The sequence below is a fragment of the Priestia sp. KCTC 13724 genome (assembly GCF_056820425.1).
On the sequence record NZ_JBXDLD010000131.1, the window covers coordinates 1 to 11,490 of the forward strand.

Genomic DNA, 11,490 nt, shown 5'->3' on the forward strand with positions numbered 1-11,490 from the left:
CTTTCCGATAAGATTTTGTATGGTAACTTTATTTTATCAGAAGTGGTCCTTATTTTAATGTAAAAATAAAAAAAGCCGGTGAAATTTTACTCGTCGTAAAATTTCACCGGCTTTTTCGGTTCAGAGGAGGGTTTTGTCCCAGCCTCTTTCTATTATTCTTGTAGAGCTAAATCTTTAGTAATGACATAGTACTCGCTTTTCGTCATTTGCCATCCTTTTACGTTTTCTTTATACGCAACAAAATTATTTGGATGGACAATAGCAGAGTGCAGGGCTCCATCATTGATTATTTTTCCCGCTTGTCTTGTTAACTCCACGCGCTTTTGCTCGTCAACAGTTTCATTTAACTGCTTAATTACATCACTAAGCGCTGGATTATCATAGTGACCTACGTTATAAAAACCATCTTTTCCATAAACGCTATTTAAAAAATAAGAAGAATCACCGCGCGGGGCCGTAATTAAGCTGTATGTAGCTATGCCCCAGTCGGAATTTGTGGTCATATATTCATCTATGTTTTCAACCTGCTGGATTTCTACTTTGACCCCAATCTTTTTCGCTTCCGATTGAATGAGCTGTGCCATCAAGGGAAGCTCTGGGCGATATGGATATGTTAAGATTGTGAACGATAGCTGCTTACCATCTTTGACTACTTGGTTGCTTTCAAATTTGTAGCCTGCTTTTTTTAAGTATTCTTTTGCAGATTCAGTGCCAAACTCTTTTTTCGGAGCATCATAAGCGAAAGAAAACTCCTTTAAAAACGGACCGTTGGCTGCTACGCCTTGTCCTGCAAGCGTGTAGTCTACCACATCTTGACGATTTAAGAGAACATCAAATGCTTTTCTCACGTTAACATCTTTAAACGCTTCAATGTTCGTATTATATAAAAGCATTTGCGTTCGTAAGCTTGGAACGACGTCAACTACAAGCGACTCGTCTTTCTTTAATAGCTCTAGGTTTTCAATTTCAGGACGATACACAATATCTGCTTCTCCGGACTGGAGCCCTGCTGTCCTTGCATTTGCATCTTCATTGTATAGCATTGTAACGCGATCCAATTTAGATTCACCGTCCCAATACTGATCATTTTTTTTCAGCTCTAGCTTACTGTTTGGCTGAGAAGATACCGCTTCAAATGGTCCTGTACCTACTGGATGTGCTTCAATATTTTTTTCGGTTACATCGACAATAGCTGCGTTGGGATGAACGAGTTCAGACGGAAATGAAGCTACAGGCTCTTGCGTTACAATCGTTAGTTTTTGACCATCCGCTTTCATTTCTTTTATTTTCAATGAGGCTTTCATCGCTTCACTCACCTTCATCGTACGTTCTAATGACGATTTCACCGCTTTAGCGTCCAACGTTTTTCCATTTTGAAACACAACTTCGTCTCTAATAATAAACTCCCAAGTTGTTCCATTGTCTAACGTTTTCCAACTTTCAGCTAACCATGGCTCAATTTGTGAATCTTCTGTTGTTTTGACCAATGTTTCCACAATGCCTGCTCGCAGCGGCGTGTAGTTAAGCTGGGGATCTAGGGTATCTGTTGGAAAGTTGGATAAAAAGGTAAGCTTGTTGCGGTCGGAATCTACAGAGCTGTTTTCCTTATTTCCAGAGCAAGCTGTAAGCATGCACGCCGCAACTCCCATCATGATTGCTGTTTTCCATATCTGTCTTTTCATGTCGTAATCCTCCAAGGTATGTATCTTAGCAAATGATGCTAATCATAATTTCAAAAGTTTACGAGTTTTCTAACTTTTTGTCAATCAGCTCTTTGCTTAGCTTTTGACCTTTGGAGCGTCCTTTATACGTCGTCCCAATAATACCAACCATAATAGCTATACCTCCAATCCAATGGAAGTAAGACAAACTCTCATGTAAAAATGCGACGCCTGCTATCACACCGATTAACGTAGCTAAATTAGTAAACACGCTCATCTGCGCTGCTTGAATTGTTTTTAACGAGTAGTTGGATAGAAAAGCTGTAATAAGAGAAGAAAATATACCTAAGTATGCTACTGAAAGCAAAAATTCCAGTTGAAAAAGCGGTTCGAAAAATGTTGCCAGCGAGCCGTTAAGACTATGATGAACAACGGCCACTCCGTTAAAGCCGACAAACCCAACAAACATCATGACGCATGTAAGCTCCAAGGTAGAATATGAGCGTGTCATTTTACGAGCGAGTACGTTATAAGAAGCATTTGATAAGGATGCTAGTAAAATAAACAGGGCACCTAAACTTCCACTTGCTGAGAAATTTACGCCTTTCATTGCTAGAATGTATACAATACCGGAAACAGATAATAGAATTGAAAACTTTTGGCGAGACGTTGACGTTTCTTTTAATAGATAGGTAGCAAGAAGCAAAGTGAAAATTGGAACCGACGCTTGAATAATGCTCGCTTCAGAAGATGTGGTATATAAAAGACCAAGCGTTTGAAAGCCAAAGTAACTTATCGGAAATAAAAGACCTAGAGGTACAATACGAAGAACATCGTGCCCATTCACTTGCATTTTTTGCTTGTTCACAAATAGAAACAAGGAAGCAACTATAAAAGATAGCGTAAAGCGATGGGCAAGCACATCAATAACCCCTGCATAGTTTAGCGCTACTTTTACAATCATGAGCGCAAAACCTGTAATGATTGCATATAAAAAAGCTGAGCCAAACGCTCTTTGAACATTTGTCAAATAGTCCTCTCCTTTTTAACCGATTGTGCGAATACACTCCACTGATTGTTTTATACAAGTATACAAAAAAGCCCTACAACAAGAGCTTTTATTCTTACGCTTCAATCAACGTTAGCTTTTCTATAATTGCTTCACGTGGCTTAGGTGCTGGAACGTCATCAAATTTACCTAACATCAATACACCGACAATAGCTTCATCTTCTTTTATTCCTGCTATTTTTCTAAACCCCGGCTGATGAATGAGTTTACCAGTTTTCCATAGCACTCCAATTTCTTGCTCCCACGCTAACAGTAGAAAATTTTGGATAAAAGCAGACACAGCGCTGAAATCTTCTTCTTGCTTCATTTCATTTTCATCTTTAGGGACCGTAATAATAATATTAGCCTGTGATTGAGAAAATTTCTCTGCCATCTTCCCTATTTTTTTTGCTGCTCCTTCATCAGAAACTTGTTTGGACAAGTTTTTCATCTGTTCACTTAATGATTCATTGCCTTTCCCATAAAACATCACAAGTCTCCACGGCTGACGTAGCTTATGGTTTGGAGCCCATGATGCATCGTCTAAAAGTTGGATAATAGCTTCTTTCTCAATTGGATCATTATTAAATGTACGAATGGTTCTTCTTTCTCTTATTACGTCTCGAATGGATGCTGACATCTGAATCGTTCCTTTCAACTATAGATTGTGTTAGCTATTTTGAATTAAAAATCGCACGGCTTGCGAAATATCCATATCGTGTTGTTCACAAAATGTAAGCAGTTTATCATATGTATTGGCATCTAAGCGTACATGAATAGATTCGGTAAGCCTTGTATTATCAAGATGTTTTGAAACTTTGTGCTGGTCTTCTTTAAACATCCCTCGATGTACGGATAACGTCGCGCTTCCTCGATCAGCAATTTGCTTTTCACATTCTCTCTCATCCCAAAACTCTTTAACTCGCTCCATATGTTCATCAAGTCGCTTCTGAAACTCTTCATTTTCAAGTTTTGCGCCTTTACGCTTTGCTTTATGGATAAACTTTTGAATCATAAATTCCCGGTATTCTTCGTAGCTTTTAAATGATATTACTCTCATACGATTATCCTCACATCTGTTCTACGATAATCATTCTCAATTGACTATCTACCTTTATATTACTGAATATAAGACATTTCTGTCAATCTTTTTCTCAATTAAAAAAGAAAAGGCACTTCGCCTTTTCTTTATGCAGCTTGCTTTTGCTTCTTTCTCTTGTACTTCCACATCATATAACGATAACGTATCGTACATCCGATGCAGTATCCCATTAAAGCTACACCTGCTGCAATAAGCACCATGATGCTAAAAGCCGCTGATACAACTGGTAGATTTACCATAAAAAACAACAGTGATAATCCTAAACAGCTAGTCGCAATCCACTGGTTGAAAAGCTGCTGATCGCGATCTTCTAACGGATAGAATGAAGCTTCTTTTCTAAGAAATTGTTTTCCCACCTTCATGATGGGATTTTGTTTTGTTAGGAGAGTAATGACCCCTACAATAAACGGAACAAGCAGTACCCATGTTGTTGTGAAAAACGATAAAACGACGCTCGCTACAATAAAAGCTTGATTGAACTGAACAAGTGGTTTTGGAATCCCCATGACAAATAGCCTCCTCTTTATATCTCATTATACACAGTGTATTAGTAAGAATAAAGATGGAAGCTTTGGAAACTTATGAGTTTTTCAACTTTCTTAAACAAAGCTTTATACATTCATTTGCCTCTTCGATAAACTTATCATTTCTTGCTTTCAAACGAATTTCAAGCGACTGTTGAAAATAATGATGGGCTTTTGAAAGATTTTGTTGATCTAATAAACATTTTCCGTACTGTTGATACAAGAAATCTGCATATCTATGTAGCGATGATTTTATGTGAAGCTGATTGAGGAGAGTTTCGAACGTTTCATTTGCTTTACACCAATTACTTTGCCAATGGAATGTTTGTCCTAAATAAATAGAACTTTTAAATACTTGCTCGTGTTCATGATACCTTTCATATAAATAAATGGATAGCTGCAAATGTCTTACGCTGCTTTCTAATGCGCCTACAATGCGTTCATATTTACCAATTATCCGGTACATGTCCGCAGCTATTCTCTCATCTTCCTCTGAGATTGCTTTCTTTTTTAAATAAGCAATCCCTTTTCGGATATCAGCTTCATTAAAAGGCACTTCGCGGAGCTTTTGGCTAAAACTATAATTCATATTAAAGGGAATACGCTTTATATCCATAAAGAACCCTTCCTTATATATCCATTTTATATAATTGTACCCTAAATTTGCAGTACATACAATATTTATGAAAGCCTCTTTCATCTGCGGAAAGAGGTTTTCATCACTATGCGTTTCGCTTCATATAATAAAATGGCTTTCCGCTAATGTAACGCGTACCCGTCACGTAAAAATCCATTTTTTCGTAGAGAGCACGAGCTCCTTCATTGTCAAACTCAACATTTAGGGTTAAAGGAAGCTTCCTACTTTCTGCTTCTTGAAAAGCACTCTGTAACAGCATAGATCCAATGCCTTTACCTTGATAACTTTCACCCACAACGATTGAATCAAGATAAAAGTCTCCTGCTTCTGTTTCCCTATCTGGAAGCCACTTGCTGTTTCCTGTTTTTTCACGAACATACGAAACCATTGGCTGATCGAAAGCTTCAATTTGTTCACCCTCATAGCAAATCATGACTCCCGCGATTTCCTCGTTAAGTTCAGCAACCGTAATATTTTTATAGCTATATCGGCTGCAGTCTGACTCCACATATGTTTGTAACACGCGAAGAGCCTCGTCGTCCGCTGAACTAGCAGTATGGTCGCGGACAATTTGACCAAGCATGCTATATAATAGCTCGCTTATAACGCCTGCTTCTTGTTTTTCTGCTTTTCTGATGTTCATACTATCAATACTCCTTTTTATCGTCTATTTCTACTTTACCACATCTGTGTAGTTTTGAAAGAAATATACATTTTATCGAAAAAACAGTATAATGAAATAAATAATAAAAAGGTGGTAGGTGCTCAGTTGATGCCAAGAAAACAAAAGCGTAAAAAGAAAACGTCACGTGATCGATATACCATTTTTGATTTTCTTTTTGATTTACTCTTGGAAGTTCCCCAGCTTTTACTTTGGCCAGTGCGATTCCTTATAAGAAACATAAAACATCTCTTTGATGCGTTTTAATAGGGAGTATTCATTATAGATTGATCATAGCCATGCTTGGAGTGAACCTCTTCCAAGCATGGCTACATTTTTTTACTACTCTTAGTTCAGTGGAAACTCATGCTTTGGTTTGCGCTTTGCCTTTTTTCTTACTTCTTTCCACCAATAGTATAAGGTGGTTCCAACAAAAATCCCTACCAGCATTTTTATCATAAACGGTGTCATCCTACACTCCTTTCTTCTTTTACAAACAGCGCTTGAATAAGTCGCTTTCTTTCAAAAAGTAATAGTGCTAGGCACATTAGCGTTAACACCGTGCTTAAATCTTGTACGCCGATATCAAAAAAGTAATTAACCATCATTACGTTTACAACGATTGGAAAATAACAGATTGCTCCAAACAACGCCGTGCGCGGGATCATAATGAGAATAGCCGCTACTACCTCTCCAATTCCAATTACGATTTCATATTCTTTGGAGTAACCAAAAAATCTCCAAGCCATAACAAACCCTTCACCATTTAGCGCAAGTGCTTCAGGCGTAGGCTCTCCAAACTGGCCGAATACAATCTTTACAGAGCCATAAATAAGAAACACAACCCCTAAAAAAATCCGAAACGTTGCTGGAATTGATTGACGAAAAACTGAAACCCATTTAGAACCTTTCATTTGCCCACTCCTTTACCTCTTTTTCTGTTAAAAATCGACTTCTCTCTTCTGCAGTAGGCAGCCGACAAGCTCTTTTTTTCATAAACTTGTGCCGGTGTTTAGCTACGTAATCATACACTTTGTCTCGAATGCGTTTAGGCACAATAATAAAGACATATGCATACATATTTGACCGGCCCTGTGAGCTCTTTCACAATACGTAACATGGCCGTTGACTTTGTATAGATCAACTCGTTTTGAAATAAGACAATTGAGTTGTATTGTTTAGGGATTATGTGATTAGTTCGCAGTTTTTCACCCAAAGATGATTGTAGGGAAGCAAAACAAAACGTAACTGTTGGGTCATGGTTCATTATAAATAAAATTGTTTGATTACACATATGACAGTCTCCGTCAAAAAAAATGATATGCTTTTTCACTTCTATTGGTAAAACCTCCCTTCTTTTTCATTGTAATAGCTTATCGCATCTGTAACGATGTCATTACCTTACAGTTAGCTTACAGTTTTGTAAGTAAAGCCGTTTAAAGTGCGCAAACTACTATCATAAGAAGAATAAAAAGCAGGCATTTTTCCTACAATAGTTTTGTCTTTATTCAACTTTTTTAGCGACTTTAAAAACCGTTGTTTCCTTCTAAAAACGTTGCTGTAGACCCACTTGCTGCTAGCTTGTTACGATAAAATCATCTAACTGAAAGGAGTTTTTTATGAAACGCTCATCCTCAAACATTGCCTTTTTATCTGTCGCTAGCAACTCACTTGTTGTGCTACTAAAAGTTAGCGTAGGCATTCTGACCGGTTCTGTAGCCGTCTTATCAGAGGCCATTCACTCAGCACTTGATTTATTGGCCTCTTTTATCGCTTTCATTTCTGTTAAAGTATCTGGTAAGCCAGCAGATGACGATCATCCTTACGGTCATGGAAAAATCGAAAATATCTCAGGAACAATTGAGACGTTGCTTATTTACGTAGCAGGTATTTGGATTATTTATGAATGTGTACATAAGTTGATTTCACCTGAACCGATTAAACTTCCGCTTCTAGCTATTGGTGTTATGCTTCTGGGTGCTCTTATTAACTTTGTAGTTTCTAGAATTGTAAATAAGGAAGCAAATCGTATTAACTCTGTTGCAATGAAGTCAAATGCCTTTCACCTTCTTACAGATGTATACACATCGCTTGGTGTAGGACTTAGCTTAATATTAGTTGCCGTAACAGGTTGGACGTTTCTAGACCCTATTATCGGGATTGCCTTGGCGCTTTATATTATGATTGAAGCAACGAAGTTAATGAAAGAGGCCTTCCCTCCTCTGCTGGACGCTCGTTTAAACAAAAGTGAAGAAGAAGAGGTTTTCCAGGCTATTCGTACCTTTCAAAGTGAGTATATTGAAATTCAGTGTTTTAAAACACGAAGAGCAGGAGCCCACGAACATATTGATTTTCACCTCATCGTACCGCCAGAGAATAGCATCAAAAGCATTCACCACTTATGTGATCGCATTGAGGATAAAATTCTTGAAAAGTTTCCGAACGCTCACATTATGATTCACCCAGAGCCGGACGGTTTACAAGAAAGGTAAGCACGAGGCTAGCACATAACAAAATATTTTTTTCTCAAGAACGGATCATGTTCTACAATAGTTAGCTTTTAAGAACAAGTTCGTCCTATTTCAATAGTTTTTTAACTTGTTTTTGAAACCAAAAATATCTCATCTCTTTAATATTGTTAACAAAAAAATAAGAATAATCTAACAAATATGCGTCTTTTATGCTACTATATAGTTTAATTATTTCTGAAAGAGGTGAACGTTTTGAATGACTTATTAACGTTTTTATTACTATCTTCTTTTGTTATAATGAGTCCTGGTGTTGATACTGCGCTTATTACAAAACGCACCGTTAGTGAAGGGCAAGCCTCTGGTTATCGAATGGCTTTAGGGATTACTACGGGCTCATTAGTTCATACGTTTGCCGCAGCGTTTGGCCTTTCAGCCATTCTCATGCAGTCTGCTTTAGCATTTGAAATTGTAAAATACGTGGGAGCTATTTATTTGATTTACCTCGGCGTTTCTTCATTTATGACAAGAAAAAAACAAGAAACAGAAGAGAATTTAAAAGACCAAATAAAACCTGGTCAGTCTGCATTTAAGCAGGGATTGTTATCAAACGTATTAAACCCAAAAGTAGCGATGTTTTTTCTGACGTTTTTACCTCAATTCGTCACCCCAGGTTCAAGCTCTATTCAGCAATTACTAATGATGGGTGTTATATATACGTTTCTATCTATTTCTTGGTTTTTTGTTTATGTCTTTTTCATTAACTATTTGCGAAGCTGGCTGTTATCGGCCAAGGTTCAGCGCGCAATGGATAGGGCAACTGGCTTAGTACTGATTGGCTTTGGAGTTAAGCTTGCGTTTTCAAAACAAAATTAATTCAAAAGAGTTTGGGACATAACAAAATGATTGCTTCTAAGAGACGAACAATAGCTGTTCCAATCTTTTTGGTTTGTCTGAACACGTTCGTTCCATTGCGCTACGGCCACTCGCTTTCCGCGGGGAGGAACCTGAGCTTCCTCGCTGCGCTGCGGGGATCTCAGTTTTCCCTCTCTTTCCCGCAGGAGTCGAGTGTCCTACGCTCCATTCCACCCTGTTTTCACAATCAACCAAAAAACCTGAACGATTAAAAGTGAGAAACTCTCAATCGTTCAGGTTTATCATTGGCTGAATTACTTATGTCCCAGCCTCTTTTTATTTATCCCATAATGAAGCGAACTGCGGCCATTAAGGCTACTCCGCTTAAAACCGTAACGGATAAGCTCTTGCTTCGAATCGCAATGAAAATCGTTGGGATAATTACAATGATAACTTCCCAGTTCACTTGAAGAGCATTTTCTGTTTGTACGGTGAAGTTTTCTACTACCAAAGCGGTTAAGATACAAACGGGAATATATGAAAGCCACTTAAGAACCGGTTCTGGCAGCGTCATGTTTCGAACAATTGCAAATGGTACAACCCTTGGAATAAACGTTACAAGTGCACACCCTAAAATAATGAGCAGTGTTGATAGATCTAAACTCATTTTTCAGTCATCACTCCAATCGTTGCAACAATGATAGTTGACACAATAACGGCTACGTGCGAAGGCATAAAAAACGATAGCGTAATCATGGCAATAGTCATGTATGCAATTAAAGTAAGAGAATGTCTAAGCTTTTTGGGAGCAAGACTTTGCAGCTGTAGAACAAGAAGCGCGACAAACATAGCGATTAAAGCAAAATCAAGACCTAATGCTTCAGGATCTACAATCACGTTTCCAAATAACGCTCCCACAACGCAGGCACAAATCCATGAAAAGTAAGCCGTAATGTTTAAGCCATTCATCCAGCGGTCCGTTATATGTTCACCTTTTGCGATTTTATTAGCAGCAACACCAAATGATTCGTCCGTAATAAGAGCTCCAATGCCTATATTCTTTACCAACGAATAGCGCGTAAAGTGTGGAGCAAGAGTTGCACATAATAAAAGATGCCTTAAGTTTACAATAAAAATGGTTAAAATAATGGCTGAAGCCGGACTATCAGCGACAAGCAACGCACAAAAAATAAACTGAGCCGCTCCTGCATAAACAAATATGGCTAATAGCGCTACTTCTAAAACACTAAGCTTTGAAGCTACTCCTACTACTCCACAAGCAATACCAATACTTATGTATCCTAATAGCGTGGGAACACAGTCTTTCACTCCTTGTGAAAAGGTTGGGATAGCACTTTCTCTTTCAACAAACGCTTTTTCAGTGATCACGTAACCCCCTCCTTTGTTCATTATATTATACAACCAACTGTTATAACAAACAACTGTATGTTATACTGTTTATATAAAAATGTTAAAGGAGATCTATTATGGACCATATCCAGCAAACAATTGCGGCTAACTTAATTAGCATTCGAAAAAAAAGAAACTTATCTCTCACGCAAGTTTCTGAGCTAACGGGTGTCAGTAAAGCAATGCTCGCGCAAATTGAAAATGGAAAATCCAGCCCAACTGTTACGACGCTATGGAAGATTGCCAATGGCCTTCAAGTATCCTTTTCATCGTTTATCCAAGAGCAAAAAGCACAGGTGAAAAAAATTCAGCTAAACGATCTTAAACCTATTACAGACAATGAAGGCAGCTACGTTGTCTTTCCATTTTTTCCTTACCATCCTGAAAAAAAGTTTGAAGTATATATCGTTACGCTTGCCCCTGGGTGTACGCACGGAGCAAAATCTCACCTTGGAGAAGAATACTTGCTGGTAAAAGACGGTGATTTGTCTGTTATAGTAGACGGTGAAGAACATGAGCTAACATCTGGAGATGCGCTTCAGTTTCCAGGCTCGTCACCTCATAGCTATATAAATCGAACGGAAAAAGAAGCGAGCTTTTTCTTGTTGATGTACTACCCAGAACCGCAATAAAAGGAGCCTTAATAGATTAGAGCTCCTTTTATTTAAACTATAAGAGATGAACCTTGAATAATAATTACTGTCATTCCCACATCACTTCCTGACGTGTGCCACTCGTCTTTTTCCCACAATGCTGCTTGTCCTTTTTTGACTTGTACCTGGACTTCATCATCACTTGTTACCCAACCTTCACCCTCAATTACCAAGAACAGCTGTTTACTTGGCGCCTCATGATGACCTGTAATTCCTCCCGGTTCAATATACATAATTCCTATAGAAGCTTCTTTTAGATTCGCTATCTTCAAATAGCTTGATAGCTCAGAGTTATATCGTGTAACTGGAACCGCCTGCTGCTGTTGAAATGAAATAATCTTCAAGTAATCTTCACCTCTTCATACACTCTAGTTAACATAATAATATTATTACTGATAATGAGTAAATTCAGTTCAAAATATTTCCATCTTATAAAATAAAAAAGACAAATACGCAAACCTGGTTTAGAAT

General features: G+C 38.0%; 17 protein-coding genes. 3 read left to right on the forward strand and 14 right to left on the reverse strand.

Annotated features, from left to right (window positions below; all coding sequences use genetic code 11):
* Positions 1 to 152: 152 nt before the first annotated feature.
* From nikA to AC1UFB_RS16115, 10 genes are all read right to left on the reverse strand, one after another.
* Positions 153 to 1,682 (reverse strand): nickel ABC transporter substrate-binding protein, encoded by a 1,530-nt coding sequence (gene nikA, locus AC1UFB_RS16070; protein ID WP_328101807.1) that lies wholly within the window; start codon positions 1,680 to 1,682, stop codon positions 153 to 155.
* Between the two features lie 58 nt (positions 1,683 to 1,740).
* Entirely contained in the window at positions 1,741 to 2,691 is a 951-nt protein-coding gene (locus AC1UFB_RS16075) for a DMT family transporter (RefSeq protein ID WP_100347878.1), read from the reverse strand.
* 94 nt (positions 2,692 to 2,785) lie between these two features.
* Entirely contained in the window at positions 2,786 to 3,349 is a 564-nt protein-coding gene (locus tag AC1UFB_RS16080; protein WP_025911806.1) for a nitroreductase family protein, read from the reverse strand.
* A gap of 30 nt (positions 3,350 to 3,379) precedes the next feature.
* Complete coding sequence (locus AC1UFB_RS16085) at positions 3,380 to 3,769, reverse strand: hypothetical protein (RefSeq protein ID WP_163071305.1); 390 nt, start codon at positions 3,767 to 3,769, stop codon at positions 3,380 to 3,382.
* A 128-nt stretch (positions 3,770 to 3,897) separates the two neighbouring features.
* Complete coding sequence (locus tag AC1UFB_RS16090) at positions 3,898 to 4,317, reverse strand: DUF4395 domain-containing protein (protein WP_100347880.1); 420 nt, start codon at positions 4,315 to 4,317, stop codon at positions 3,898 to 3,900.
* A gap of 73 nt (positions 4,318 to 4,390) precedes the next feature.
* Positions 4,391 to 4,951 carry a hypothetical protein gene (locus AC1UFB_RS16095; RefSeq protein ID WP_100347881.1) on the reverse strand — a complete coding sequence of 187 codons (561 nt, stop codon included), beginning with the start codon at positions 4,949 to 4,951 and terminating at the stop codon, positions 4,391 to 4,393.
* Positions 4,952 to 5,057: 106 nt separating this feature from the next.
* Positions 5,058 to 5,615, reverse strand: a complete 558-nt coding sequence (locus AC1UFB_RS16100; protein ID WP_100347882.1) for a GNAT family N-acetyltransferase — start codon at positions 5,613 to 5,615, stop codon at positions 5,058 to 5,060.
* Between the two features lie 366 nt (positions 5,616 to 5,981).
* Complete coding sequence (locus tag AC1UFB_RS16105) at positions 5,982 to 6,104, reverse strand: hypothetical protein (RefSeq protein WP_257788882.1); 123 nt, start codon at positions 6,102 to 6,104, stop codon at positions 5,982 to 5,984.
* Complete coding sequence (locus tag AC1UFB_RS16110) at positions 6,101 to 6,547, reverse strand: hypothetical protein (RefSeq protein WP_482589491.1); 447 nt, start codon at positions 6,545 to 6,547, stop codon at positions 6,101 to 6,103. The genes AC1UFB_RS16105 and AC1UFB_RS16110 overlap by 4 nt, the downstream gene beginning before the upstream one ends.
* Before the next feature lie 134 nt (positions 6,548 to 6,681).
* Positions 6,682 to 6,927, reverse strand: a complete 246-nt coding sequence (locus AC1UFB_RS16115; RefSeq protein ID WP_482589492.1) for a DCC1-like thiol-disulfide oxidoreductase family protein — start codon at positions 6,925 to 6,927, stop codon at positions 6,682 to 6,684.
* A gap of 325 nt (positions 6,928 to 7,252) precedes the next feature.
* On the opposite strand from AC1UFB_RS16115, the gene AC1UFB_RS16120 reads away from it, so the two are divergent.
* Both AC1UFB_RS16120 and AC1UFB_RS16125 read left to right on the forward strand, forming a co-directional pair.
* A complete protein-coding gene (locus AC1UFB_RS16120; RefSeq protein ID WP_025911798.1) occupies positions 7,253 to 8,125 on the forward strand; it encodes a cation diffusion facilitator family transporter in 873 nt (290 codons plus the stop codon).
* A 231-nt stretch (positions 8,126 to 8,356) separates the two neighbouring features.
* The gene (locus AC1UFB_RS16125; protein WP_482589493.1) at positions 8,357 to 8,977 is read left to right on the forward strand and encodes a LysE family translocator; all 621 of its coding nucleotides are present in this window, start codon (positions 8,357 to 8,359) and stop codon (positions 8,975 to 8,977) included.
* Between the two features lie 36 nt (positions 8,978 to 9,013).
* On the opposite strand, the gene AC1UFB_RS16130 is transcribed toward AC1UFB_RS16125, so the two are convergent.
* From AC1UFB_RS16130 to AC1UFB_RS16140, 3 genes are all read right to left on the reverse strand, one after another.
* Positions 9,014 to 9,190, reverse strand: coding sequence for a hypothetical protein (locus AC1UFB_RS16130; RefSeq protein WP_482589494.1), 177 nt, complete (start codon positions 9,188 to 9,190; stop codon positions 9,014 to 9,016).
* A 106-nt stretch (positions 9,191 to 9,296) separates the two neighbouring features.
* A complete protein-coding gene (locus AC1UFB_RS16135) occupies positions 9,297 to 9,623 on the reverse strand; it encodes an AzlD domain-containing protein (RefSeq protein ID WP_025911794.1) in 327 nt (108 codons plus the stop codon).
* On the reverse strand, positions 9,620 to 10,345 hold the full coding sequence (locus AC1UFB_RS16140; protein ID WP_061785480.1) for an AzlC family ABC transporter permease: 726 nt from the start codon (positions 10,343 to 10,345) through the stop codon (positions 9,620 to 9,622). The genes AC1UFB_RS16135 and AC1UFB_RS16140 overlap by 4 nt, the downstream gene beginning before the upstream one ends.
* Positions 10,346 to 10,443: 98 nt before the next feature.
* On the opposite strand from AC1UFB_RS16140, the gene AC1UFB_RS16145 reads away from it, so the two are divergent.
* Entirely contained in the window at positions 10,444 to 10,998 is a 555-nt protein-coding gene (locus tag AC1UFB_RS16145; protein WP_025911791.1) for a helix-turn-helix domain-containing protein, read from the forward strand.
* A 32-nt stretch (positions 10,999 to 11,030) separates the two neighbouring features.
* Here the strand turns inward: AC1UFB_RS16145 and AC1UFB_RS16150 are convergent, their stop codons facing one another.
* Positions 11,031 to 11,363, reverse strand: coding sequence for a cupin domain-containing protein (locus tag AC1UFB_RS16150; RefSeq protein WP_025911789.1), 333 nt, complete (start codon positions 11,361 to 11,363; stop codon positions 11,031 to 11,033).
* Positions 11,364 to 11,490 lie beyond the last annotated feature (127 nt).